The organism is Microbacterium sp. SLBN-111 (assembly GCF_049739645.1).
Taxonomy (GTDB): domain Bacteria; phylum Actinomycetota; class Actinomycetes; order Actinomycetales; family Microbacteriaceae; genus Microbacterium.
Window position 1 is genome coordinate 3,424,918 of sequence record NZ_JBMGQH010000001.1, and the last position, 24,432, is coordinate 3,449,349.

Consider the following 24,432-nt stretch of genomic DNA (forward strand, 5'->3'; position numbering starts at 1 on the left):
CTACCGACCGGGATGCCGGAACCCACCGGTGACGGCATCCTGAACGCTCCCCCAGGAACCGGTCTCGGCGCCGCGCACGCGTGCTACGTTCGGGAAAAGGGCGGTGCGACATGGACCTTTCGACCATCGACACGTGGGCCTGGATCCTGTGGCTCGTGGTGATCCTGCTCTTCCTCGTCATCGAGATGATCACGGTCGAGCTGACGTTCCTGATGCTGGCCCTCGGCGGCATCGTCGGCCTCGTCGCCGATCTCGGCGGCGCGCCGCCGTGGGTGCAGGTCATCCTCGCCGCGGCGGCCGCGATCGCGCTGGTGGTGTTCCTCCGTCCGCGGATGCTGCGGCGCCTGCAGCGCACCGCCGACACCCGTCCGTCCAACGTCGAGGCGCTCATCGGCCTCGACGGCCTCGTGCTGGCGACCGTCTCGCGGGTCGCGGGGCAGGTCAAGCTCGCCAACGGCGATGTCTGGACCGCACGCAGCGACACCGACACGCGCCTGGACCCGGGCACGCCCGTCGAGGTCGCCCGCATCGACGGCGCCACCGCCGTCGTCCGCGCTCGAGAGCAGGGAGTCACACCATGAACGTCGAGAATCTCATCCCGTCCGTCATCGGCTGGGTGCTGGCGATCGCCGTCGCGATCTTCGTGATCGTGGCGATCTTCCGCGCGGTCCGCATCGTCCCGCAGGCCCGCGCCGGCGTCGTCGAACGGCTGGGCCGGTACCACAAGACGCTCCTCCCCGGCCTGAACATCGTGGTGCCCTTCATCGACCGGGTGCGGCCGCTCATCGACCTGCGCGAGCAGGTGGTGTCGTTCCCGCCGCAGCCGGTGATCACCGAGGACAACCTCGTCGTCTCGATCGACACGGTCGTGTACTTCCAGGTCACCGACGCCCGCGCGGCGACGTACGAGATCGCCAACTACCTCGGCGCGGTCGAGCAGCTGACGACCACGACCCTCCGCAACGTGGTCGGCGGTCTGAACCTCGAGGAAGCGCTGACCAGCCGCGACAACATCAACGGGCAGCTGCGCGTGGTGCTCGACGAGGCGACAGGCAAATGGGGCATCCGGGTGGGCCGCGTCGAGCTCAAGGCCATCGACCCGCCGGTGTCTATCCAGGACTCCATGGAGAAGCAGATGCGCGCGGAGTGCGACCGCCGCGCCGCGATCCTCACCGCCGAGGGCTCGAAGCAGTCGCAGATCCTCGAGGCGGAGGGGCGTCGGCAGGCCGCGATCCTCGAGGCCGAAGGCGACAAGCAGGCCGCGGTGCTGCGCGCCGAGGGCGAGGCCCAGGCGATCCACTCGGTGTTCTCCGCGATCCACGAGGGGCGCCCCGACGACAAGCTGCTGGCGTACCAGTACCTGCAGACGCTCCCGAAGATCAGCGACAGCGCCTCGAGCAAGCTGTGGATCATCCCGAGCGAGCTGACCGAGGCGCTGAAGGGCATCTCCGGTGCTTTCGGTTCGCGCGCGGCCGGCCTTCCGGACGCTGCCTCCCCCGACGAGCGCGGCGGTGCCGCTCCCGCCGGCTCATGACCCGGCATCCGTACCTCTCCCCCGAACCCCCGCGCGTCCTCGCGCACCGGGGTCTCGTGACCGAGGCGGATGCCGCGCTCGGCGTCGCCGAGAACTCGTTCGCCGCCGTGGCGGCCGCGCACGCCGCGGGCGTCGCCTACGTCGAGTCCGACTGCCACCTCACGGCCGACGGCGTCGTGATCCTGTTCCACGACGACGACCTGTCGCGCGTGACCGGCGACCCCCGCAGGATCGCCGACGTCCGCCTCCCCGAGCTCGAGGAGCTCATGGCCGAGCGGGGCGGTCTGCTCACGCTCGCGCAAGCGCTCGACGCGTTCCCCGACGTGCGCTTCAACCTCGACGTGAAGGCCGAGGACGCCGCCGAGCCGGCCGGACGCCTCGTCGCGCCGCACGCCGCCCGCGTGCTCGTGACGAGCTTCTCCGACGAGCGCCGCCTCCTCGCGCTCGCCGCGGCGCGGGCCGCGGGTGCCGCCCTGTCTCCCGCGACCTCTCCCGGTTCGAGGACGGTCGCGCGCCTCGTCGCCGCGCAGGCGGTGGGCCTGCGCGGGACCGTCCGCCGTCTCCTCACGGGACTGGATGCCGTGCAGATCCCCGAGCGCCAGGGCCCGGTGCGCGTGGTCACGCCGGGTCTCGTGCGCGCCGCCCACGCGGCCGGAGTCGAGGTGCACGTGTGGACCGTGAACGACCCCGCCGACATGCGGCGCCTTCTCGACATCGGCGTCGACGGGATCGTCACCGACCGCGCCGACCTCGCGCTCGCCGTCGTGAACGGGCGGTGAACGCCCGACGACCTGAGCATCCTCTGTGAATCTCGCCAGGGTGCCCTCTGTTCGAATAAAGCGCACAGGTCGGGCCGTTATACATGGGGACCGACGAGAGGACCACACAATGGCAGATCGCAGTCTTCGAGGCATCCGACTCGGCGCACAGAGCCTTCAGAGCGAAGACGGGGTCGTTTTCCACGACCGGGCCCAGCACACCTACGTCTGCGCCACCTGCGGACGCGAGACGGTGCTGACCTTCGCCGCGGACGCCGAGGTTCCGCCGGCATGGGAATGCCGCACCTGCGGCGCTGAGGCGCTGCTGCGCATCGGCGAGGGCACCGCCACCGTCGACCACAGCGACGACAAGGCACCGCGCACGCACTGGGACATGCTCCTGGAGCGTCGCACGATCCCCGAGCTCGAGGAGCTCCTCGAGGAGCGCCTGGCGTTCCTCCGGGCACGCCGCGGCGGGGATCAGAAGATCAGCGCGTAACGCGGATCACGGATTCAGGCGCCGGTTCCTTCGGGGGCCGGCGTCTTTTTCGTGCGCCCGCGGAACGCCAGCACGGCTCCGGCGGCGGCGAGTCCCGCGAGGCTCCCCCACCCCAGCACGATCTTCAGCGCCGGGCCGATCACGACCGCGGGGGTCAGGCCCGTCCGCAGCGGCACGTCGTCGAGCATGTATCCGGCGGCGTCGACCGGCAGTTCGTCACGCGTCGCGCCGTCCGGGGCGATGACCTGGCTGGTGCCGACCGTCGACAGGTTCACGACCGACCGCGCGGTCTCGATCGCGCGCATCCGGGCGAACGCGAGCTGCTGGAGGTTCTCGTCCGTCCCGCGGAAGTCGGCGTTGTTCGTCTGGAAGAGGTACACCTCGGCGCCCTCCGAGGCTCCGTCCCACACGACGTCGTCGTAGATCACGTCGAAGCAGATCGCGAGCCCCGCCACGACGCCGTCGATGTCGACCACCGGGTCGGCGGTTCCCGGGGTGTACTCGCGGCCGATGAGACCGATGAGGTCGGGGGCGAACGGTTCCCAGAACGCCCGGTCGGGCACGTACTCGCCGAAGGGCACCGGGTGGCGCTTGTCGTACATCTGCTCCGGCGCCCCGTCCGCGGTCCACAGCAGCGACGAGTTGTAGAGGTTCGGTCCGCGCTCCGTGACCGCCGAGATGAGCAGCGGCGCGTCCAGGCGCCGTGACAGCTCATCGAGCACCGCGGCGGTGCTCTGGCTGCGGGTGGGGTCGGAGTCGACGCCGCCCTCCGGCCACAGCAGCACGTCCATCTTCTGACCGAGGAGCGGAGCGGATGCCGCGAGCTGCGCGTTCAGCACCGCGTTGCGCGCCCGCTGGTCGAAGTACCCCGCCGGCCCGTTGCCCTGCACCGCGCCGACGCGCAGCGACCCCGCGTCCGTCGTCGGGAACTGCGGCAGCGCGAGCAGCGCGACCAGGACGACCAGGGCGGGAACGGCCCCGACGGGTCGACGGAACCGCCCCGACCGCGCGAACTCGATCGCCATCGCGCAGAAGACGACGACGAGGAAGCTCAGCCCCGACATGCCCACCCACGACGCCACCTCGGCGAACGGACCGTTGACCTGCGAGACGCCGATCCGGCCCCACGGGAAGCCGCCGTACGGCCACGAGCCGACGATCTGCTCCCGCAGCGTCCACAGGCCCGCCACGAGCGCGGGAAGCAGCACGAGCCGACCGACGCGACCCGGCGCGATCCGCGGCATCCACCGATACGCCAGCGCGATCGGCACGGCGAACGCGGCCGTGAGCAGCGACTCCAGGACCGACAGGGCGATCCACGGGATCGGCCCGAGATAGCGAGCCGTGAAGAGCAGGTTCACCGAGAAGAAGGCAGCGCCGAAGAGGAACCCGACGAGCACCGCCGACCACACGCGCCGACCCGCGAGGGCGACGAGCGCCATGGCCACCGCGGGGAATGCCATGGGCCACAGCGCCGGCGCCGGGAACGCGGTGACGAGCAGCAGCCCTGCGGCGGTCGACAGCGGTGCGGCGAACGCCAGACGGACGATCGGTCGCGGCGGATCGGCGAGAGGCACCCGACCAGCCTAAGCGGCGGGACCTGCGCCGACCCTGATCACGCCGAGGTGTACGCGACGATGCCGCGGCGCACGGAATCGAGCGCGGTCCGCGCCGTCTTCGCGAGCTTGGGCTCGGCCACGAGCGAGATCTGATCGAGCAGGTCGATCGTCTGCTTCGCCCACCGGACGAAGTCGCCCGCCGCCATGTCGGCGAGGGTCAGCACGGTGTCCAGCGGCAGCCCGCGCGCCCACCCGTGCATCGCCGGGGCGAGTCCCGAGGCCGGCGTCTCCGACCCCGGCAGGCGGTGGTCTCGCTCGAGGTCGTCCAACTCCTGCCACAGCGTCTGCGTGGCATCCAGGGCTCCCCGGAAGGGTCCGCGTGGAAGGCCCCGCTCCCCCGGGCCCGCCTCGTCGCGGCGCGGTTCGTACACGAGGCAGCACGCGAGGGCCGCGAGCGATGGCGCGTCGAGCGCGCTCCACAGGCCCTGGCGGAGCGACTCCGCGACGAGCAGGTCGCGCTCGCCGTAGATGCGGCGCATCGTGCGCCCGGCCGGGGTGAGCGTCGTCGTGCCGTCGTCGTCGATCTCGACGTACTCCAGCGCCGCGAGGACGTCGACGACGCGGTCGAACACGCGCGCCACGGTCCCCGTGCGCTGGTCGATCTGCTGCCGCGTCTTGTCGGTCGTGCGCTTGAGCTTCCAGTACCGCTCCGCCCAGCGGGCGTGGGCCTCGCGATCGGGGCACGAGTGGCACGGATGCCGCTGCATCCGGCGCCGCAGTGACTGGATCTGCTGCTGCCGCTCGTCGCGCAGGCGTCGGGGCGCCGTCGCGTCACGACGGTTGATCTTCTCGAGGTCGGACAGCTCACGGCGGATCGTGGAGTACTCGCGGAAATCGCCGCGATCGCACGTCATCGCGGTCTCGTAGCCCGCGAGCGACTCCTCGGCCTCCTTGACCTGCCGCGCGAGGCCCACGACCGAGCGGTCGGCCTGGAACTGCGCGAACGACGACTCGAGGATCTCGCGCGCGCGGGCGCGCCCGAACCGATCGATGAGGTTGACGGCCATGTTGTAGGTCGGCCGGAAGCTCGAGTTCAGCGGGTACGTGCGGCGCGACGCGAGCGCGGCGACCGACTGCGGGTCGAGACCCTCGGTCCACTGCACGACCGCGTGCCCCTCGACGTCGATGCCGCGGCGCCCCGCGCGACCGGTGAGCTGCGTGTACTCGCCCGACGTGATCGCGACCCGCGCTTCGCCGTTGAACTTCTCGAGCTTCTCCAGCACGACGGTGCGTGCGGGCATGTTGATCCCGAGCGCGAGGGTCTCGGTCGCGAACACGACCTTCACGAGCTTGCGCCGGAACAGCTCCTCGACGACCTCCTTGAAGGCCGGCAGGAGGCCGGCGTGGTGCGCCGCGATGCCGCGCTCGAGGTTCTCGCGCCACTCCCAGAACCGCAGCACGGCGAGGTCTTCGTCCTTGAGCGTGAACGTCAGCTCGTCGACCACGCGCCGGATCTCGGCCCGCTCCTCGGGCGACGTGAGGCGCACGTCGGCGCGCCGCAGCTGCTGCACGGCGGCGTCACAGCCGGCACGGCTGAAGATGAAGAAGATCGCCGGGAGCAGGTGGTTGCGCCGCAGCAGATCGACGACCTGCGGGCGCTCGATCCGCTCCATCCGGGGCGCGTGCGCGGCCCGCACGGGGCGCTGACCGTTCCGCGGCTGGCGCCGGCCGCCCGCGTGCCGCGCGGAGCGGTACTCCTGTGCGCGCCGGTTGTTCTCGAACGTCGAGGCGTGGCCGCCGCGGATCCGCAGCAGCTCCTGGTTCACCTGGGCCGTCGCGACGCCCGCGCGGTCGTCGAACAGCGGCAGGAGGTCGCCGCGCACGAGCACGTGCTGCTCCAGCGGCACGGGCCGCGTCTCGGACACGATGACCTCGGTGTCGCCGCGCACGGTGTCGAGCCAGTCGCCGAACTCTTCTGCATTCGAGACGGTGGCCGAGAGCGAGACGAGCTTGACCGATCGCGGCAGGTGGATGATGACCTCTTCCCACACCGCACCGCGGAAGCGGTCGGCGAGGTAGTGCACCTCGTCCATCACGACGAACCGCAGGCCGCGCAGCGCCGGGGAATCGGCGTAGAGCATGTTGCGCAGCACCTCGGTCGTCATGACCACGATGCGCGCGGAGGCGTTTGATGTTCGTGTCGCCGGTGAGCAAGCCCACCTCGTCGTCGCCGTAGACCTCCTGCAGCTCGTGGAACTTCTGGTTCGAGAGCGCCTTGATCGGGGTCGTGTAGAACGCCTTGTCGCCGGGCTCGAGCATCGCGAGGTGGATCGCGAACTCGCCCACAATCGTCTTGCCGGCACCGGTGGGCGCCGCGACCAGCACGCTCCGACCGTCCTCGAGGGCCTGGCATCCCGCGATCTGGAACGGATCGAGGTCGAACCGCTGGGACTCCGCGAAATCGGCGGTGATCGGATGCTGGGCGCGGGCGGAGGCCCGGGCGAATCGGTCGGCGGGGCTCAGTCCACTCACACGATCGATCCTGGCAGCCCCGCCGCGGCAGCGCGACGGGCCTTGCGTCGATCGAACAGCAGGGATACGCCGGCCGCGGCGAAGAACAAGACGATGAGGATGCCGGCGAGCAGGAACATCGTCACGACGTCGGCCGCGGGCGTGGCCAGGGCCGAGAAGACCGTCGCGATGAGGATCGCGATGCGCCAGCCCTTCAGGATCGCGCGCCCGCTCACGATGCCGATGACGTTCAGCGCCACCAGGAACACGGGCAGGACGAACGCGACGCCGATCACGAGCATGAGTTTGAACACGAAGTCGTAGTACTCGGTCGCCGCGTAGTAGTTGACGCCACCCTGCGGAATGAACGTCGACATGATCTCGATCACGTGCGGGACGACCAACAGCCCCACCCAGCAGCCGGCGAAGAACAGCGGGATCGCGGATGCCAGGAACCCGACCGTGTAGCGGATCTCTTTGCGCGTGAGGCCCGGCATCACGAACGCCCAGATCTGCCACAGCCAGATCGGGGACGAGAGGAAGATGCCGATGGAGAAGGCGATGCGCATCCGCAGGTCGAAGCCGGACGTCACGTTCGTGAAGTTGAGCGCGGCGAAGTTCGTGCCACGTCGCTCCGTGAGAACACGGATCGGCTCCGTGATCCATGCGATCACGGGGTCGGTGATGATGAACGCGATGATCATGCCGACGACGAGAGCCGCCGCCGCGATCATCAGGCGCTTACGGAGTTCGACCAGGTGAGCGCCGATGGACATGCGCTTATCGCGCCGCGGCCCCTCCGGCACTTCGATCCGCGGCGGTCCTGCCGTGGCCACGCGCTATGCGGAGGTGTCGCTGGAAGGGCGCTTCTCGGGCGTCACGGACGACGCGGTTCCCGACTCGGTCGCGCGTGGAGCTTCCGGAGTGGCGGCCTCGTCGTCGCGCTTCATCTCCTTCATCTCGCTGCGGAAGACGCGCGCCGACTGGCCCATGCTCTTCGCGAGGGCGGGGAGCTTCGCGGCACCGAAGAGCAACAGGATGACCGCGAGAACGATCAGCAGGTGCCATCCGTTCAGATTGCCTAGCATGAGGACTCCTCAGTATCGGGCGGGGGTGCCTTCAGTGTAGCCCGTGCCCCTCCGCCGGGGCTCACGAACTCGACGTGTTCACCCCTTGGGCGAGAGATCCTCCCCGTACTGCGCGAGACCCGCGGCCGCCCAGGCCGCCGCGGCGCGCCGCGCGCCGGTGGGCTCGAGCAGCTCGACCTCGCCGCCGCGCCGCGCCGCGAGACGCTTCAGGCTCTGCTCGTCGGCGAGGCGGAGCGAGGCGACGGCCACGTCCCCCTCGCCCTCGATCGTGGCGCGTTCGAGGTAGTCCGACAGCAGCGGGGCCACCGCGCGGGGGAACCGGAACCGCGCGACGACCTCGTCGTCGGCGGGGGCGAACAGCTCGGGTACCGGGTCGGCGCCGTGGACCGCGGGGATGCCGGTGAGCTCGGGGTCGCTGACGCGGTCGAGGTGGAACGTGCGCACCGCCTGCCGCGTGTGGCACCAGCCCTGTAAGTACCACTGGCCCCCGGCGATGTGGACCTTGATCGGATCCACGGTGCGGGTCGTCGGCGCGGCACCGGGCGCGCGATACGTGAACGAAACCGCCACCCCGCGGCGGAGCGCGCGGTCCACGACGTCACGGACGCCGTCCACGGGACCGGGGGCCACGATGACCGCCGGCGGGGTCGACGACGCCCCCCGCGCGAGCTTCGCGAGCAACCCCGTCACGAGGGCGCTGTCGCCCACGCCCGGCAGGGACCGCGTGAGCTGCAGACCGGCCAGGAGCGCGGCGGCTTCGCGGGCGGTGAGACGCGGCGACCGTTCGAGGCCGACCGTGTTCGTGATCGAGATGATCTCGTCGCGGTCGAGCAGATCCCAGTCGATGTCGAACAGTTCGTTCGGAAGTTGCCAGTACCCGCCCTCTCCGGGCAGGCCGATGACGGTGAGTCTCTCGACCATCGCCCGCATCTGATCGGCGGTCACGTCGAAATCGGCCGCGGCCTCGGCGATCGAGACCTCGCCCTTGCCGATGATGTACGGCACGAGCTGGAGCAGGAGGGCCGCCCGGTCGAGGGCGGGCAGGGCGCGGTCGGAGCTCACGCGGCACCTCCGTGCAGGGCGAGAGTCGCGCGCAGGCGACGGATGACCTGCTCGCGCAGGTCGTCGGGGGCGACGACGCGCACCTCGGGCCCGTAGGAGGCGAGCTCGTCCGCGAACACGTGCAGATCGACGTACGGCACCACGATGCCCTGCGCCGCCGGCTCGGCGCGCCGCGACAGTCGCAGCGCCGCCTCGGTGCCCGGGTGCACCTCGAGGAGCGCCCGCTGACGACGTGCGACCCCCTCGAGTCCCGCGAGGGCCCGTTCCCCCGCGCCGACCCGCAGCTTCTCGTCGAAGCGTTCGCGCGTCACGGTGACGTCCCCGACGATGCGCGAGAGGAGGAAGGTGCGCTCGGCATCCATCGTCAGATCGAAACCGAAGACGTGCCACCGCGCCTCGTACTCCAGCAGCGCGAGCGGACGGATGCGACGCTCCCGCGCCCGCGCGTCGCCGGGACGGAGGTAGCTGAACGTGACGACCCGGCACTCCTCGATCGCCCGCTGCAGCGCCGGGAAGGCGGCATCCCGAGCCCGGATGCGGGGCGCGTAGCCGATGATCGGCTCATCGACGGCGATGCCGAGACCACGGATCTTGCGCAGACCGCTGCGGGCATCGGCCGACAGGGACTCGCTGCCCCACACGCTCCCCGCGATGTTCAGCAGTGCGACTTCGGCGGGGCTGAACGAGATGTCCTCCGGGAGCGCGTACTCCGCGGTCGGCACGCGGTACCGGGCCTCGCGCAGATCATCGGGGTCGGCGCGGTCGCCGATCGTCTCGATCGGGACGCCGAGTCCGCGCAGGTTCTCCTTGTCGCGCTCGAACATCTTCTCAAGGGCGTCCTTGGAGGCCCCCGCCTCGTATTGCTCGCGGTAACCGGCCACGGACGAGAGGATCGTGTCCTTCGTCAGCCCCTGTTCCGTCGCCATGAGGGCGACGACGAGGTTGACCAGACGCTCCTCGGGAGCGGGTCGGGACGAGGCGGCGGACACCCGCCCATCCTAGGCGCGGGCCGGGCTCAGCCGGACTCAGCCGTCGACGCCGAGGATGTCGAAGACGTACACGAGGGCCGTGTCGGTGGGCGCGTTGAAGAGCTTCTGGTCGTCCGCCGTCTGGTCGGCGGGGATGACGACCAGCACCTGCGAGCCGACCGTCTGGCCCTCGAGCGCGGAGGCGAGCGTCCCGGGCAGCTTCGACGGCGGCGCCGCGATGGGGTTCTTGCCCCACGTCGTCACGAACTGCCGACGGTCGTTCCACGAGACGCCGAGCACGGCGAGGCGCGCGGTCGCGTCGGCGGTCAGCGCGGGGCCGTCGCCCTTCTTGAGCGTCTGCACCGACACGGAGGTCGGCGCGTTGCCGTCGGGGATCGTCACACCGGGCTGGCCGCCCGGCGCGCGCACGACCGTGGGAAGACCGAAGCCGGCCGTGAACTGGTCGGCACCGTTCGCGGCGGGCAGGTACACGCGCTCGACGTCGGCCACGACGACGGCAGAGCCGCCCTGCGGGATGTCGAGCCCCTGCGCCGCCTGCGGACCCACGCTGTCGTACGGCATCGACACGACCAGGCGCGACCCCTGCGTCGCGCAGAGCATCGCGGAGGAGAAGTCGGGGAACGTCTGGTCCCAGCCGGACAGAGGCTGCGCGTTCGCGACGTTGCCGTCGTAGCGCGAGCCCACGATGCGCTCGCCCGTGATGCCGTTGTAGACCGTCAGGTCGAGGAGAACGAGCTGGTCGGGCTGAGTGATGCGCTCACCGTCGCCCGTGACCACCGTCTCGACCGAACGCGTGTCGGGCAGGAACGGCGACCGCACCTGCACGTCGGGCTTCTGTCCGACCTCGCCCGAGACCGTCACGGCCTCCGCGGCGCGCGAGTCGGACGGCGGCGGCGTGCATCCCGCAGCGGAGGCGCTGCCGGATGCCGCGCATCCGACGAGGCCGGTTCCGGCCAGAGCGATCACGGCGACGAGGGCGGGGAGTCTGCGCACCGGATCAGTTTAGGCGGTCCCGTCGGGTGCCTCCGTCGCGGCCACCGGCTCGCCGTCGCGGCGGCGCACGCCGTCGGCAGCCTTCTGGGCCTCGCGCACGCGCTTGCGCAGGTTCTTGTCGGTGATCTCGCGGTCGCCGACGGCACCGGGAGTCCACAGCTCGACGTCCTCGTCGCCGTAGCTGGACTTCGACGCCCGCCGCTTGACCTCCGGCGGCACGGCCCCGGGGGCCAGGCGGCGCGCGGTGAGGAGGAAGCCGGTGTGCGCGACCATGCGGTGGTCGGGGCGGACGGCCAGGCCCTCGACGTGCCATCCGCGGACCATGGTCTCCGAGGCATCCGGGTCGGTGAAGAGCCCCGTGGCGCGGATGTATTCCGCGACGCGGCTCAGCTGCGTGGCGGTGGCGACGTAGCAGAGCACGACGCCGCCCGGGGTGAGCGCGTCGGCCGCGGCGTCGATGCACTCCCACGGCGCGAGCATGTCGAGCACGACACGATCGACGGATGCCGGGGCGACGGCATCCGGGAGGTTCTCGACCAGATCGCCCACGACGACCTCCCACGTGGCGGGGGTCGCGCCGAGGAACGTCTCGACGTTGGCGCGGGCGACGTCGGCGAACTCCTCGCGGCGCTCGAACGACACCAGGCGGCCGCTCGGGCCGATCGCGCGCAGGAGCCACAGCGACAGCGCGCCCGAGCCCACGCCCGCTTCGACCACTGTCGCCCCGGGGAAGATGTCGGCCTGCGACAGGATCTGCGCGGCGTCCTTCGGGTAGACGATCGCCGCTCCGCGCGGCATCGACATGACGAAGTCGCGCAGCAGCGGACGCAGCGCGAGGTAGTCGTGGCCGGAGCTGTTGGTGACGACGCTGCCGTCCGGCTGGCCGACGAGGAGCTCGTGCTTGAGCACGCCGTTGTGCGTGTGCAGCTCGCCGTTCTCGCGGAGAGTGATGGTGTGCATCCGACCCTTGGGTCCGGTCAACTGCACGCGGTCACCGACCCGGAAAGGTCCGCTCAGGTGCGGGGTCTCGCTCATCGGGTCTCCTGTGGGGTGGTCGCGGGGGCGTGGGTGGAATGGAGGGCGGCGAGGTCCGCGGTGCCGCGACCGGCGAGGGTCGGCCACAGCGCGTGGGCACCGACCTCGTCGAGCGAGACCATGAGCGGGACGCCCAGGGTCACCGCGCCGCTCGCGAGCGCCGAGCGCAGGCCGTTCGGCGAGTCCTCGATCGCGACGGTGTCGCCGATGGCGACGCCGAGGGCGTCGGCGGCCTGGAGGTAGGGGTCGGGATAGGGCTTCGGCCGGGTGACGTCGTCACCGGCGACGACGACGTCGAACGCCGGGAAGTCGATGAGATCGACGACGGACAGCGCCATGCGCCGCATCGACATCGTCACGAGCGCCGTCTTCACGCCGGAGCGGCGCAGGTCGGCCAGCAGCTCCTGCGCGCCCGGGCGGAACGGCACGCCCTGCACGGCGAGCTGGCGCAGCACCTCGTCGGTGAGGTGGGCGATGATCTCGTCCACGCCCCACGGGACGCCGGCGTTCTGGAGCAGCCGCGCGGAGTCCTCCAGCGCGAGCCCGACCATCCCGAGCGCCTGCGCGTGCGACCACGTGCCGCCGAACCGCTCGACCAGCGGCGTCTCCGCGGCCATCCAGAACGGTTCGGTGTCGACGAGGGTGCCGTCCATGTCCCAGAGGACGGCGGCGGGGGCGGGGGAAGTCATCGTTCCATCGTATCCAGCGCGCTCCCCGACCATCCCCCGGCCGAGCGCTCCCCCGGGCGCATGCGCCTATCCTGGATATCCAGCCCCGCAGGGGCAGAGGAGGTTGCGTGGACGCACTGGGTCGCCGGATCATCGTCGCCGCTTTCGACGGGTGGAACGACGCCGGAGAGGCGGCCTCGTCCGCGGCAGCGATGCTGCGGACGGGCAGCGACTACGAGGTGGTGCATTCCGTCGATCCGGAGCTGTACTTCGACTACCAGTACACCCGCCCCCAGGTGGGAGTGGATGCCGAGGGCCACCGCACCCTCACATGGCCCGAGGCCACGCTGCTCCGCCCCACCCATCGCACCGACGACCCCGAGATCTGGCTCCTCGTGGGGGTCGAGCCGGCTCGCGCGTGGCAGGCCTTCGCGGCGGAGTTCATCGACGTCGCCCTGCGGGAGGACATCACCGGTTTCGTCGCGCTCGGCTCGATGATGTCGGACGTCCCGCACACGCGCCCGATCTCGGTGTTCGCGGGCAGCGACAACGACGGTGTGCGCCAGTCCCTCGGGCTCGAGCGGAGTCTGTACGAGGGGCCGGTCGGCATCCTGAGCGCCCTCGGCGACGCGGCCGAGCGCGCCGGCATCCCCACGGCCAGCCTGTGGGCGAGCGTGCCGCACTACGTCGCGGGCCACACGCCGTCCCCCAAGGCCACGCTCGCGCTCCTCGACCGGCTCGAGGGGATCTCCGGCATCCCGGTGCCGCGCGGCGAACTCGCGGCCGAGGCGCTCGCGTGGGAGGCGTCGATCGACGCGGCCGCTGCCGATGACGACGAGATGCGCGACTACATCCACCAGCTCGAGCAGACCCGCGACACGTGGGATTCTCCCGAGGCGTCGGGGGATGCCATCGCCCAGGAGTTCGAGCGGTATCTGCGCCGCGGCGGCGACGGCCCCGCCAAGCCGGGCCGCGACGACCCGCCCCGCCGCTGAACGCGAGAACGGCGCCGTCCCCGAGGGGGCGGCGCCGTTCTGCTGCGTGCGGGGTCAGCCGGAGATGATCGTGGATTCCGCCGGGACGACCCCGGTGAGGAGAAGGACGATCACGACGACGCCGAGGACGATGCGGTAGATCACGAACGGCAGGAAGCTGCCCTTCTTGAGGTACTGCATGAGGAAGGCGATCACGAGGAAGCCGACGACGAACGCGATCACGGTCGCGAGCCCCGTCTCGGCGAGGTTGTACGGTCCGGTGCCCTCGTCGAAGCTCTTGTACAGCTCGTAGAGCCCGCTCACGAACACCGCGGGGACCGCGAGGAGGAACGAGTACTCCGCGACGGCGGTGCGCTTGTACCCGAGGGCTCGGCCCAGGGTCGTGGTCGCACCCGAACGGGACACACCCGGCACGAGGGCGAGGGCCTGGGCGAATCCGTAGGCGAGACCGTGCGGGTAGGTGAGGTCGTTCAGGTCACGACGACGCTTGCCGTAGTGGTCGGCGAGCCCGAGCAGGATGCCGAACACGATGAGCACGACCGCGGTGATCCAGAGGCTCCGGAAGTTGTCGCGGATCAGGCTCTGCAGCAGGAAGCCCAGGATGCCGATGGGGATCGTGCCGATGATGATCAGCCACCCCATGCGGGCGTCAGGATCGTTGCGCGGAACCCGACCGAACAGCGAACCGAACCAGCGCGAGATGACCCTGCCGATCTTCTTGCGGAAGTACAGCAGAACGGCTAGCTCGGTGCCCAGCTGCGTGATCGCGGTGAACGTCGCGCCGGGGTCGGTCTGCGACGGCAGGAACTCGCCCACGATCCGCAGGTGGGCGCTGGAGGAGATGGGGAGGAACTCGGTCAGGCCCTGGACGAGCCCGAGGATGATGACCTCGAAGATATGCATGCGGTCCTTCAGTACGTCCGGAGGAGGTCGGCGAGAACTCGACGACCGAACTCGAGCGCGTCGACGGGGACGCGCTCATCCACACCGTGGAACATCCCGGTGAAGTCGAGATCGGACGGGAGTCGCAGCGGCGCGAACCCGTAACCGGAGATTCCGAGGGAGGCCAGGGCCTTGTTGTCGGTGCCGCCGCCCATGAGGTACGGGATCACCGGCACGCCCGGGTCGTGGCGGGACAGCTGCCCCACCATGGCATCCACGAGGTCGCCCGCGAACGGGACCTCCAGGCCGATGTCCTGATGGACGATCTCGACCTCGATGCCGGGGCCGACGATGCGGCGGATGTCGGCGAGCGCCGCCTCCTCGGTGCCGGGCAGCACCCGCACGTCGATGAGGGCCTCGGCACGGTCGGGGATGACGTTGTGCTTGTACCCGGCGGTGAGCCCCGTGGGGTTCGTCGTCGTCCGCAGGGTGGAACGGAGGAACCCGGACGCCGCACCCGCGCGCTGCGCGAGACGGTCGGGGTCGCCCGCGTCGTCACCGGTGAGCTCGGCGAGGCCGGCCAGGAGCTGCGTCGTGGTGTCGGTCAGGCGCACGGGCCAGTGCGTGCGCCCCAGCGCGGCAACGGCCTCCGCGACGGCGGTCACGGCGTTGTCGGGGTGCAGGGCGCTGCCGTGACCCGCGCGGCCACGGGCCACGAGCTTGATCCACAGCAGGGCCTTCTCGCCCACCTGGAGCAGGTACGCGCGGCGGTCGTCGACCGCGATCGAGTAGCCGCCGACCTCGCTGATCGCCTCGGTCGCGCCGGCGAACCACTCGGGGCGGTCGCGGACGACCAGGGCCGAGCCCTCGACGCCGCCGTTCTCCTCATCGGCGAAGAACGTCACGATGATGTCGCGTTCGGGCTGCTCCCCCGCGCGCAGCACGTCGGCCACGGCGGTGAGGATCATGGCATCCATGTCCTTCATGTCGACCGCGCCGCGTCCCCACAGGATGCCGTCGCGGATCTCGCCCGCGAACGGGTCGACGCTCCAGTCCTCGGCGACGGCCGGGACGACGTCGAGGTGGCCGTGCAGGATGAGCGCGGGCTTGTCGCGGTTGCGACCCGGGATGCGCGTCGAGAGGTTCGTGCGGCGGTCGATCGGCTCGTAGTAGTCGACGTCGAGGCCGAGGGCCTCGAGGTACGCACCGGCGTACTCGGCGGCCTCGCGCTCGCCGCGGGACCGGCCTCCGCCGAAGTTCGTGGTGTCGAAGCGGATGAGGTCGGCGGCCACGCGGGCGACCTCGGGCGGGTCGGCGTCGTGCTCGGACATGCGCACTACGGTACCCGGCGCGTGCGCCCTCCCCCGTCCACGCCACGGCTGCGGCACGTCGGTGCCCCATCGACACGGCGGCGGGACGCGCCCGGGGTGCGGCCCCGGTTCGTGGGGTGCGCTCCGGGCGTGGTAATGTCGTTCTTCGTTGCGAAAGCGACAGACACCCAATGCGCGGGTGGCGGAATAGGTAGACGCGCTAGCTTGAGGTGCTAGTGCCCGTATAGGGCGTGGGGGTTCAAGTCCCCCCTCGCGCACAGAATGAAGAAGGCCCCGGATTCATCCGGGGCCTTCTTCGTTGTCTACGGGAGCGGGAGGGCGGCGAACCCGTGCGGGGTTGGGCCCACGCCGCCGGAGGCTCCGCGTGCCGCGCAGCGGCGCGTGGAGGGGCGGTGGGGAAAGTCCCCCCTCGCGCACAGAATGAAGAAGGCCCCGGATTCGTCCGGGGCCTTCTTCGTTTTCCGTCCTTCGATACCCGTGACACCGACGAAACGCCGATGTGACATCGCGGCTCTAGCGTCGAGGCATCCCGGAAGGATGGATGCCACATGTACCGGTTCCACGTTCCCACCATCGACATCTCCGCATGGGTCGGCCCGGGTTCCGAAGTGGCGCGGGCCGCCGTCGTCGCCGCCGTCGATCACGCGTGCCGCACCGTCGGCTTCTTCCAGATCGTGGGGCACGGGGTGCCCGACCGGACGATCACCGACCTCGAGGAGGCGCTCGACGCCTTCTTCGGACTGAGCCTGGATGCCAAGAAGCAGTATGTGCGTCCGGCATCCGAGAACCGCGGCTACACGCCTCCGAAGAGCGAGTCGCTGAGTTACAGCCTCGGCATCGATCCGGTGACGCGGATGAACGACTTCTTCGAGGCGTTCAACGTGGGCACGTCGTGGCGCGCGTATCCCGGGACGACCGCCACGCCCGCGCACTACGCCGAGAACACGTGGCCGGAGGCGACACCGGGCTTCCGCGGGGCCGTCGAGTCGTACTACGACGAGGCCCGGCGAGTGGCGCGGACGCTGACCCGCATCTTCGCCGCGGCGCTGCGGGTGCCCGACGACTACTTCGACACGCTCACGGACCACTCGATCGACGTGCTGCGGATGAACAACTACGCGCTGCCCCCGGGCTCGATCGAACTCGGCGCCGAGCTGACCGGCATGGGCGAGCACACTGACTACGGCCTCGTGACGGTGCTGTGGGCCGACCGCGTCGCCGGCCTGCAGGTGCTGGGACTGGACGGGTCGTGGAACGACGTCATGCCGGCCGAGGGCGCGCTGCTGGTGAACGTCGGCGACGTGGCCGCGCGGCTCACGAACGACAAGTGGCTGTCGACGCTGCACCGGGTGAAGCCGCCCGTGATCGGCGGGACGATCGAGCGGCGCCGCTCGGCGGCGTTCTTCCACGACGGCAACGCCGACGCGGTGGTCGGGGTGCTCCCCCACTTCGCGTCGCGCGAATGGCCCGCGCTCTACGAGCCGGTGACCGTCTCGGAGCACATCGCCGCGAAGCTCGCCGGATCCCGCGCCGGACGCAAGAACGTGTCCGCGGTGCGCGAGGCCGCGCGGGTCAGCGCGAGCCGCGGCTGAGCTCGGACACCGAACCTCAGGCCGCGGACACCCCGAACAGCAGGCCCAGCACGTACGTCACGGCGGCGGCGCCGAAGCCGATCGCGAGCTGACGCAGACCGCGCTTGAGCGGCGAAGCGCCGGAGAGCAGACCCACCATCGCACCGGTGGCGAGCAGGGCGACGCCGACGAGGCCGAGGGCGAGAGCCACGGCTCCGACGCCGCTCAGGCCGAAGATCCACGGCAGGACCGGGATGATCGCTCCGGAGGCGAAGAACAGGAAGCTCGAGATCGCGGCCCCCCACGCGCTGCCGACGACCTCGTGCGACGACTCGCCCGGTGCCGCGGCGGCGGGAGCCGCCCCGGCCTGGGCCGCCGTGACGACGTCGCGGGCTTTGGCCAGGGCCTCCTCGGCATCCATCCCCCGGGTGCGGTAGACGAGCGCGAGCTCGTTGGCATCCAGGTCGAGGTGAGGGAGCGCGGAGTCGGCGTAGTCGTTCTCCTCGGTGGCCTCGAGCAGTTCGCGCTGCGAGCGCACCGAGACGAATTCGCCCGCGCCCATCGACAGCGCGCCGGCGAGGAGTCCCGCGATGCCGCTGAACAGCACGAAGCTCGGGGCGACGCCGGTGGCGCCGACGCCCATCACGAGCGCGAGGTTCGACACGAGCCCGTCGTTGGCGCCGAACACGGCGGCGCGGAACGTTCCGGAGAGGCGCCGGCGTCCGCGGGCGGCGAGCCCGCGCACGACCTCGTGGTGCACCTGCTCGTCGGCGGCCATCTGCGCGGTCGCGTACGGCTCGTCGGCGTACGGTGAGCGCGCTTCGGCGTTCTGCGCGAGGGCGAGCACGAAGATCGAGCCGAAGCGGCGGGCCATCCAGGCGAGCAGCGTGGTGCCGAGGTCGGGACGCGGAAGGCGCTGGGGCGTGTCGCCGAGGAGGGCGAGCCAGTGCTGCTCGTGGCGTCCCTCGGCCTCGGCGAGCGCGAGGAGGATCTCGCGTTCTTCGCCGGAGCGGCGGCTCGCGAGGTCGCGGTACACGCGCGCTTCGGCGCGTTCGTCGACGAGGTAGCGCGCCCAACGGCGGCGGTCGCGGGCGGTGGGTGTGGCGGAGGTCGTCACGGTTCTCCTTCGGGTCTCCCCCACGTTAGGCGGGGCGTTCCCCTCCCCCGGGCGCGTCGGCCGATACTGACAGCATTTCGGGCCTCCGAAGCCCGGAAACACGCGGATGCCACGGTCCCGGTGCCAGCATTTCGGGGTCGCGAAACCGCCCGGCGATCCGCCGCGGGACGGTGTTCAGGACCGGACGCGCTTGCGCAGCACTTCGATGCGCGCCTGCAGCTGCGCGACCGTGGCGTGCGAGACGGCGGGGCCGCCGCAGATGCGACGGAGCTCGGCGTGCACGAGGCCGTGCGCCTCGCCGGTCTGGCGGGCGTACAGCCCGACGAGACTGTTGAGGAGCTGCCGCTGTTCCCTGAGCGTGCGGTGGAGGGGCTGCGGCAGGCCGCCCTCGTCGACGCTGGGCGGCTCCTGGCCGCTCGCCTTCTCCTTCGCCTCCCGCGAGGACCGGTGGCGCGACTGGCGCGACGCCCGGGTCATGAGCACCTCGTGCACCTGCTCGGGTTCGAGGAGCCCGGGGATGCCGAGGAACTCCTCCTCCTCGATCGTTCCGGGGACGGCGAGCTGGCCGAACTCCTGTCCGTCGAACAGGACGCGGTCGAAGTGCGCGAGGGAGCCGAGGGCCTGGTACTCGAACTCCTGCTCGAGCGCGTCGGAGGCTTTGTCCTCGCGCTCGGCGGCATCCATCATGTCTTCTTCGGCGTTCCACTGGTCGTCCGCGTCGCTGTCGCGGTCGAGGGCGTGGTCGCGCTGCGCCTCCATCTCGCCGGCGAGCGCGAGGAGCTGGGGCACGTTGGGGAGGAAGACGCTCGCGGTCTCACCGCGGCGCCGGGCACGGACGAAGCGGCCGATGGCCTGGGCGAAGAACAGCGGCGTCGAGGCGCTCGTGGCGTAGACCCCGACGGCGAGGCGCGGGACGTCGACGCCCTCGGACACCATGCGGACGGCGACCATCCAGCGGCTCGTGCCCTTCGAGAACGTCTCGATGCGGCCGGACGCCTCGGCTTCGTCGGAGAGCACGACGGTGACCTTCTCGCCGCTGATGTCCTCCAGGATCGTGGCGTAGGCGCGCGCGGCGGTCTGGTCGGTCGCGATGACGAGGCCGCCGGCATCCGGGACCGTCTCGCGCACCTCGGTGAGGCGCCGGTCGGCGGAGCGGAGGACCGCGGGAATCCAGTCGCCGTTGGGGTCGAGCGCGGTGCGCCAGGCCTGCGACGTGATGTCCTTGGTGTTGTCCTGCCCGAGCTGGGCCTCCATCTCCTCCCCGGCCTTGGTGCGCCAGCGCATCTGCCCGGCGTAGACGAGGAAGAACACAGGGCGGACGACCCCGTCGTCGAGCGCGCGGCGGTAGCCGTAGGCGTAGTCCGTGCGCGAGAGGCGGATGCCCTTTTCGTTCGGGTGGTACTCCACGAAGGGGATGGGCGCGGTGTCGCTGCGGAAGGGCGTCCCCGAGAGCAGCAGGCGGCGGGTGGCACGGCCGTACGCTTCGCGGAGCGCGTCGCCCCAGCTGAGCGCGTCGCCGCCGTGGTGCACCTCGTCGAGGATCACCAGGGTCCTGGCATCCATCGTCAGGCGTTGATGCACCTCAGCCTTCACGGCCACCTGCGCGTAGGTGACCGCGACGCCGTGGTACTGCCGCGAGGGCGTCGCGTGCCGGTTCGAGAAGTACGGATCGAGACGGATGCCGACCCGCGCCCCCGCCTCTGCCCACTGGGTCTTCAGGTGCTCGGTGGGGGCCACGACCACGATGCGGTCGACGACCCGGCGGCGCATGAGCTCGGACGCGAGGCGGAGGGCGAACGTCGTCTTACCGGCGCCCGGGGTGGCCGCGGCGAGGAAGTCGCGGGGGCCGCGGCCCACGCCGTCGGGGCCGTCGGAGCCGAAGTACTGGTCGAGCGCCTCGGCCTGCCACGCGCGCAGACGCTGCGCGGTTCCCCACGGGGCGCGCTGCGGGAACGACGGCGAGAGGTGCTCGGCGGCGAAGCTTCCGAAGTGGTGCTCGTCGCCGGAGTCGCCGAAGGAGAGTTCGGGCGCGGTGCCATCGGAGGTGTCGGGGAGGGCCGAAGTGCGGGCTTCTTCTTCCAGCATCGAACCTCCTTCCCTCGCGAGCGCGAACATCCACGATAGGCGGTTCTGGGGGGTGCCGCGTGCGCCTAGGGATGGTTCCGCGACCCCACCTGCGGATAAACGCTTCGGGTCGGCGGAAACGCTCCGGCGCGGCGTTTCTGGCGAGCCGGAGCGTTTATGAGATGGGGGCGGCAGGAGGGAGAGGGGGGATGCCAGGGCCCTTGCCGTGTCGGAGGGCGGGGATAGCCTGGGGGCGGAGGTTTCGATGACACTCGATCCGCACTCGCCCGCCCCGTCTCCGTCCGACAACCCCGGCCCGCACCCCTGGCGCCGCTTCGTCGCCCTCGGCGATTCCTTCACCGAGGGGATCGGCGACCCGCTGCCCGACGGTGGTCACCGCGGCTGGGCCGACCGTGTCGCCGAGGTCCTGGCATCCCAGGTCGACGACTTCGCATACGCCAACCTCGCGGTCCGCGGGAAGCTCATCGGCCAGATCGTCGCCGACCAGATCGAACCGGCGCTCGCGCTGAAGCCCGACCTCATCACGTTCTCCGCCGGCGGGAACGACGTCATCCGCCCCGGCACCGATCCCGACGCCGTCTCGCAGCAGTTCGAGGATGCCGTCGTGCGCCTCCGCAGCGACGGCGCGACGGTCGTCGTGTTCACGGGCATCGACACCGAGTTCACGCCCGTGTTCCGCGGCATCCGGGGCAAGGTCGCGATCTACAACGAGAACATCCGCTCGATCGCCGACCGCTACGACTGCATCGTCGCGAACCAGTGGGGCCTGAAAGAAGTCCAGGACATGCGCTTCTTCGACGACGACCGCCTGCACTACAACACCCTCGGCCACCACGAGGTCGCGCGGATGGTGCTGCGCGCGCTCAACGTCCCCAACGACCTGCAGCCGATGCAGCCCGAGGCGCTGCCGCCGACGACGTGGCGCGCGGCGCGCGAGAAAGACCTGGTCTGGGCGCGGGCGTATCTCGTGCCGTGGGTGCTGCGGCGTCTGCGCCACCAGTCGTCGGGAGACCACATCCTCCCGAAGCGCCCCGAGCCGCTGCCCGTGATCACCCTCGCCCCCGGACAGGATGCCACGGCCTCGCGCCACACGGAGGTCTGAGCTCAGCGCAAGGCGCGCCCCAGCTCCCACAGCGCGACCGCGCTCGCCGCGGCGACGTTGAGCGAGTCCACTCCCCCGGCCATGGGGATCGTCACGACCGTGTCGGCCGCGGCGAGCGCCCCGCGGCTCAACCCGTCGCCCTCGGCGCCCATCAGGAGCGCGACGCGCTCGTGTCCGGCCGCGGCGAAATCGTCGAGAGCCACGGCGTCGTCGGCGAGCGCGAGGGCGGCGAGGTGCAGCCCCGCGTCCCGCAGCAGCGGCTTGGCTTCGGGCCACTCCGGCAGCCGCGTCCACGGCACCTGGAACACCGTGCCCATGCTGACGCGCACGCTGCGCCGTAGAGCGGGTCGGCGCAGCGCGGGGTGACGAGCACCGCATCGGCGCCGAGCGCGGCGGCGGAACGGAACGCCGCACCGACGTTGGTGTGGTCGACGATGTCCTCGAGCACGACCACGAGCCGGGCACCCGCGACGACGTCGGCGACGGAGTCCAAAACGGGACGGTGCATGGATGCCAGCAGCCCTCGGTGCACGGTGTATCCGGTGACCTGCTCGGCGACCTCCGCCGGGACGACGTACACCTCGGCATCCGGTCCGACGAGCGCGAGCGCATCGTCGAGGAACTTCTCCTGCACGAGCACGGAGCGGGGGCGGTGCCCGGCGCGGAGCGCGCGGTCGAGCACCTTCGACGATTCGGCGATGTACAGGCCGCCGGCGGGCTCGCTCACGCGGCGGAGCGACACGTCGGTGAGGTCGCGGTAGTCGGCGAGGCGCGGGTCGTCGGCGGAGTCGATCGGGAGGACGGGCATCGTCCCACTCTGCCAGCACCGGGCGCCACGACGCCTCGGGCGATGGCATCCACCCACGGTCCTAGACTCGAAGCGACGGAGGTGCGCATGACGGACACGACGAGGGATGCCGAGACCCTGGCATCCATCGATCGAGCCGTCGAGGTGCTCGCCGGACGCCGCGTGGCGGTGCTCACGGGGGCGGGGGTGTCCACCGATTCGGGGATCCCCGACTACCGCGGGAAGGGCGCGCCGACGCGGACCCCGATGACGGCGGATCAGTTCCTCTCGAACGCGGACGCGCGTCGGCGGTACTGGGTCGGCAGCCACCTCGGCTGGAAGGCGTTCGCCGCCGCCGAGCCGAACGACGGGCACCGGGCTCTCGCGGCGCTCGAGAACGCCGCGATCACGAACGGCGTCATCACGCAGAACGTCGACGGTCTGCACGTCCGCGCGGGGAGCCACCGCGTCGTCGAACTCCACGGCACGATGCGTCGCGTCGGCTGCCTGCACTGCGGGCAGGTGTTCGACCGCCGCGACCTCGCCGCGCGCGTCGAGGCCGACAATCCGTGGATCACGGTCCCCGAGAACGTCGAGCTCGGCCCGGACGGCGACGTGACGCCCGCCTCCGCGGAGGGGTTCATCGTGCCGGTGTGCACGGTGTGCGGCGGCACGCTCAAGCCGGACGTCGTGTTCTTCGGCGAGTACATCCCGGTCGAGAAGTTCCGCGAGGCCGAGCAGCTGGTGCACGCGAGCGAGGCCCTCGTCGTGGCCGGTTCGTCGCTCGTCGTGAATTCCGGCATCCGCCTCGTCGAGCGCGCGCGTCGCCGACGACTGCCGGTCGTGATCGTCAACCGCGGGGCGACGCGCGCCGATCAGCGCGCCGCGGTCAAGATCGACGCGGGCACGAGCGACGTGCTGAGCACCTTCGCCGAGCGGCTCCCGGCGCTGCGGTAACCGCGCTGCGGTAGCGCCCGACGGCTCACGCCCCGCGCGTGTACCCCACCGCGCCGTCCGCCAGGAACACGCGGTGCGCCCCCTCGACGCGGAGCCCCGTGAGGCGCTCGACCGCCGCGGTCGCGGCGTCGTGCAGCTCGCCGTGCCGCTGCACGAACACCGCGTGGGCGCGCGGTCCGCTCCACGACGCGGGGAGCAGCACCGCCGGCAGGTCGGGGTCGGTGAACGGGAACCGACGGTAGTCGTCGGTCAGGTGCACCCGCCGCACGAGCGCCTCCTCGTCGGAGCTCGGCGGCTCGGCGATGTCGTGCGCGGCGGCGAAATCGCGGTAGAGCCGGTCGAGACCCTCGAGGTCCCACCCCCGCCCGGCGAGCGATCGATCGCCGTCGATGTCTCCGGTCCGGCTGAGGAAGACGTCGGACTCGATGTCGCTCTCCTCCATGACCTCGCGAGCGGATGCCATCCGGTCGCCGGGGGCGATCCAGATCGCCGGCTGCAACTGGCCGAAGCCGAGCCACGTGAGGCGCTTGCGGACCTCGTCGCGCGCGGTGCGGTCGCCGGCCCGCGTCGCGATGAGCGTCCACTGCCCGTCCCACTCGCGCGCGATGTGCCGGAAGATCCGGTCGCGTCCTTCGTCGAGGAGGGTCCACGCCCGCGGCGACAGCACGTAGGTGGTGAGGCGACCGTCGCGCCGCGTCTCGAACCAGCCCTCGGCGCGCAGGCGCGACATGACGACCCGGGTGGTCGCCGGTTCGACGCCGAACAGTTGCAGGACGTCGCTCAGGCCGCGCAGGGGCGCTCCTCCGTCGCCGCAGTAGCGGAAGTAGTCCCCGAAGAGGGTGAAGACGAGGGAGCGCGGGCGCATGCGAGAACGTTACCGGACCTATGTGTAACGAAGTGATGGCGCTG

The 24,432-nt window shown here is 71.3% G+C and carries 21 protein-coding genes, 1 tRNA gene and 2 pseudogenes; 9 read left to right on the forward strand and 15 right to left on the reverse strand.

The annotated features are described in order from the left end of the window. Positions 1-110: 110 nt before the first annotated feature. The 4 genes from RKD05_RS15985 (at position 111) to RKD05_RS16000 (ending at position 2,791) form a co-directional block, all read left to right on the forward strand. The gene (locus tag RKD05_RS15985) at positions 111-581 is read left to right on the forward strand and encodes an NfeD family protein (RefSeq protein ID WP_424711336.1); all 471 of its coding nucleotides are present in this window, start codon (positions 111-113) and stop codon (positions 579-581) included. Then, entirely contained in the window at positions 578-1,534 is a 957-nt protein-coding gene (locus RKD05_RS15990; RefSeq protein ID WP_424711337.1) for an SPFH domain-containing protein, read from the forward strand. The genes RKD05_RS15985 and RKD05_RS15990 overlap by 4 nt, the downstream gene beginning before the upstream one ends. Continuing rightward, positions 1,531-2,313 (forward strand): glycerophosphodiester phosphodiesterase family protein, encoded by a 783-nt coding sequence (locus tag RKD05_RS15995; RefSeq protein ID WP_424711338.1) that lies wholly within the window; start codon positions 1,531-1,533, stop codon positions 2,311-2,313. The genes RKD05_RS15990 and RKD05_RS15995 overlap by 4 nt, the downstream gene beginning before the upstream one ends. Before the next feature lie 109 nt (positions 2,314-2,422). Continuing rightward, positions 2,423-2,791 (forward strand): RNA polymerase-binding protein RbpA, encoded by a 369-nt coding sequence (locus tag RKD05_RS16000; protein ID WP_022877536.1) that lies wholly within the window; start codon positions 2,423-2,425, stop codon positions 2,789-2,791. Positions 2,792-2,805: 14 nt separating this feature from the next. Here the strand turns inward: RKD05_RS16000 and lnt are convergent, their stop codons facing one another. The 9 genes and pseudogenes from lnt to RKD05_RS16045 form a co-directional block, all read right to left on the reverse strand. Then, positions 2,806-4,368, reverse strand: coding sequence for an apolipoprotein N-acyltransferase (lnt, locus tag RKD05_RS16005; protein ID WP_424711339.1), 1,563 nt, complete (start codon positions 4,366-4,368; stop codon positions 2,806-2,808). A gap of 38 nt (positions 4,369-4,406) precedes the next feature. Beyond that, positions 4,407-6,882: pseudogene (locus tag RKD05_RS16010) on the reverse strand (DEAD/DEAH box helicase). Further along, the gene (gene tatC / locus RKD05_RS16015) at positions 6,879-7,637 is read right to left on the reverse strand and encodes a twin-arginine translocase subunit TatC (protein WP_424711341.1); all 759 of its coding nucleotides are present in this window, start codon (positions 7,635-7,637) and stop codon (positions 6,879-6,881) included. The pseudogene RKD05_RS16010 and the gene tatC overlap by 4 nt, the downstream one beginning before the upstream one ends. A gap of 63 nt (positions 7,638-7,700) precedes the next feature. Further along, the gene (gene tatA / locus RKD05_RS16020) at positions 7,701-7,949 is read right to left on the reverse strand and encodes a Sec-independent protein translocase subunit TatA (protein ID WP_424711342.1); all 249 of its coding nucleotides are present in this window, start codon (positions 7,947-7,949) and stop codon (positions 7,701-7,703) included. A 78-nt stretch (positions 7,950-8,027) separates the two neighbouring features. Further along, positions 8,028-9,011, reverse strand: a complete 984-nt coding sequence (locus RKD05_RS16025) for a helix-turn-helix transcriptional regulator (protein ID WP_424711343.1) — start codon at positions 9,009-9,011, stop codon at positions 8,028-8,030. Further along, positions 9,008-10,000 carry a helix-turn-helix transcriptional regulator gene (locus tag RKD05_RS16030; protein WP_424711345.1) on the reverse strand — a complete coding sequence of 331 codons (993 nt, stop codon included), beginning with the start codon at positions 9,998-10,000 and terminating at the stop codon, positions 9,008-9,010. The genes RKD05_RS16025 and RKD05_RS16030 overlap by 4 nt, the downstream gene beginning before the upstream one ends. Before the next feature lie 36 nt (positions 10,001-10,036). Next, entirely contained in the window at positions 10,037-10,993 is a 957-nt protein-coding gene (locus RKD05_RS16035) for a hypothetical protein (protein ID WP_424711346.1), read from the reverse strand. Between the two features lie 9 nt (positions 10,994-11,002). After that, positions 11,003-12,028 (reverse strand): tRNA (adenine-N1)-methyltransferase, encoded by a 1,026-nt coding sequence (locus RKD05_RS16040; protein ID WP_424711348.1) that lies wholly within the window; start codon positions 12,026-12,028, stop codon positions 11,003-11,005. After that, the gene (locus RKD05_RS16045; RefSeq protein WP_424711349.1) at positions 12,025-12,717 is read right to left on the reverse strand and encodes an HAD family hydrolase; all 693 of its coding nucleotides are present in this window, start codon (positions 12,715-12,717) and stop codon (positions 12,025-12,027) included. The genes RKD05_RS16040 and RKD05_RS16045 overlap by 4 nt, the downstream gene beginning before the upstream one ends. A 107-nt stretch (positions 12,718-12,824) precedes the next feature. Between RKD05_RS16045 and RKD05_RS16050 the strand changes: the two genes are divergently transcribed. Further along, entirely contained in the window at positions 12,825-13,691 is an 867-nt protein-coding gene (locus RKD05_RS16050; protein WP_424711351.1) for a PAC2 family protein, read from the forward strand. 54 nt (positions 13,692-13,745) lie between these two features. Here the strand turns inward: RKD05_RS16050 and RKD05_RS16055 are convergent, their stop codons facing one another. Then, the gene (locus tag RKD05_RS16055; protein WP_424711353.1) at positions 13,746-14,594 is read right to left on the reverse strand and encodes an undecaprenyl-diphosphate phosphatase; all 849 of its coding nucleotides are present in this window, start codon (positions 14,592-14,594) and stop codon (positions 13,746-13,748) included. 8 nt (positions 14,595-14,602) lie between these two features. Next, positions 14,603-15,904 (reverse strand): M20/M25/M40 family metallo-hydrolase, encoded by a 1,302-nt coding sequence (locus RKD05_RS16060; protein ID WP_424711355.1) that lies wholly within the window; start codon positions 15,902-15,904, stop codon positions 14,603-14,605. A gap of 172 nt (positions 15,905-16,076) precedes the next feature. On the opposite strand from RKD05_RS16060, the gene RKD05_RS16065 reads away from it, so the two are divergent. Beyond that, positions 16,077-16,161: transfer RNA gene (locus tag RKD05_RS16065), tRNA-Leu, on the forward strand. A 291-nt stretch (positions 16,162-16,452) separates the two neighbouring features. Continuing rightward, positions 16,453-17,496 carry an isopenicillin N synthase family dioxygenase gene (locus tag RKD05_RS16070; protein ID WP_424711356.1) on the forward strand — a complete coding sequence of 348 codons (1,044 nt, stop codon included), beginning with the start codon at positions 16,453-16,455 and terminating at the stop codon, positions 17,494-17,496. A 16-nt stretch (positions 17,497-17,512) separates the two neighbouring features. Here RKD05_RS16070 and RKD05_RS16075 read toward each other — a convergent pair whose 3' ends face one another. Further along, entirely contained in the window at positions 17,513-18,592 is a 1,080-nt protein-coding gene (locus RKD05_RS16075; RefSeq protein ID WP_424711358.1) for a VIT1/CCC1 transporter family protein, read from the reverse strand. Positions 18,593-18,766: 174 nt separating this feature from the next. Beyond that, entirely contained in the window at positions 18,767-20,677 is a 1,911-nt protein-coding gene (locus RKD05_RS16080) for a DEAD/DEAH box helicase (protein WP_424711359.1), read from the reverse strand. Positions 20,678-20,921: 244 nt separating this feature from the next. On the opposite strand from RKD05_RS16080, the gene RKD05_RS16085 reads away from it, so the two are divergent. Then, positions 20,922-21,779, forward strand: a complete 858-nt coding sequence (locus RKD05_RS16085) for an SGNH/GDSL hydrolase family protein (RefSeq protein ID WP_424711360.1) — start codon at positions 20,922-20,924, stop codon at positions 21,777-21,779. A gap of 2 nt (positions 21,780-21,781) precedes the next feature. On the opposite strand, the pseudogene RKD05_RS16090 reads toward RKD05_RS16085, so the two are convergent. Continuing rightward, a pseudogene (locus tag RKD05_RS16090) lies at positions 21,782-22,587 on the reverse strand (TrmH family RNA methyltransferase). Between the two features lie 87 nt (positions 22,588-22,674). Between RKD05_RS16090 and RKD05_RS16095 the strand changes: the two are divergent. Beyond that, positions 22,675-23,523, forward strand: a complete 849-nt coding sequence (locus RKD05_RS16095) for a Sir2 family NAD-dependent protein deacetylase (protein ID WP_424711362.1) — start codon at positions 22,675-22,677, stop codon at positions 23,521-23,523. Between the two features lie 25 nt (positions 23,524-23,548). Here RKD05_RS16095 and RKD05_RS16100 read toward each other — a convergent pair whose 3' ends face one another. Further along, on the reverse strand, positions 23,549-24,388 hold the full coding sequence (locus RKD05_RS16100) for a PaaX family transcriptional regulator C-terminal domain-containing protein (protein WP_424711364.1): 840 nt from the start codon (positions 24,386-24,388) through the stop codon (positions 23,549-23,551). Positions 24,389-24,432: the final 44 nt, after the last annotated feature.

Coding starts and splice junctions, on each gene's coding strand:
- RKD05_RS15985 (WP_424711336.1), top strand. CDS start 111: ATGGACCTTTCGACCATCGACACGTGGGCCTGGATCCTGTGGCTCGTG.
- RKD05_RS15990 (WP_424711337.1), top strand. CDS start 578: ATGAACGTCGAGAATCTCATCCCGTCCGTCATCGGCTGGGTGCTGGCG.
- RKD05_RS15995 (WP_424711338.1), top strand. CDS start 1,531: ATGACCCGGCATCCGTACCTCTCCCCCGAACCCCCGCGCGTCCTCGCG.
- RKD05_RS16000 (WP_022877536.1), top strand. CDS start 2,423: ATGGCAGATCGCAGTCTTCGAGGCATCCGACTCGGCGCACAGAGCCTT.
- tatC (WP_424711341.1), bottom strand. CDS start 7,637: ATGTCCATCGGCGCTCACCTGGTCGAACTCCGTAAGCGCCTGATGATC.
- tatA (WP_424711342.1), bottom strand. CDS start 7,949: ATGCTAGGCAATCTGAACGGATGGCACCTGCTGATCGTTCTCGCGGTC.
- RKD05_RS16040 (WP_424711348.1), bottom strand. CDS start 12,028: ATGAGCGAGACCCCGCACCTGAGCGGACCTTTCCGGGTCGGTGACCGC.
- RKD05_RS16045 (WP_424711349.1), bottom strand. CDS start 12,717: ATGACTTCCCCCGCCCCCGCCGCCGTCCTCTGGGACATGGACGGCACC.
- RKD05_RS16055 (WP_424711353.1), bottom strand. CDS start 14,594: ATGCATATCTTCGAGGTCATCATCCTCGGGCTCGTCCAGGGCCTGACC.
- RKD05_RS16060 (WP_424711355.1), bottom strand. CDS start 15,904: ATGTCCGAGCACGACGCCGACCCGCCCGAGGTCGCCCGCGTGGCCGCC.
- RKD05_RS16070 (WP_424711356.1), top strand. CDS start 16,453: ATGTACCGGTTCCACGTTCCCACCATCGACATCTCCGCATGGGTCGGC.
- RKD05_RS16080 (WP_424711359.1), bottom strand. CDS start 20,677: ATGCTGGAAGAAGAAGCCCGCACTTCGGCCCTCCCCGACACCTCCGAT.
- RKD05_RS16085 (WP_424711360.1), top strand. CDS start 20,922: ATGACACTCGATCCGCACTCGCCCGCCCCGTCTCCGTCCGACAACCCC.
- RKD05_RS16095 (WP_424711362.1), top strand. CDS start 22,675: ATGACGGACACGACGAGGGATGCCGAGACCCTGGCATCCATCGATCGA.
- RKD05_RS16100 (WP_424711364.1), bottom strand. CDS start 24,388: ATGCGCCCGCGCTCCCTCGTCTTCACCCTCTTCGGGGACTACTTCCGC.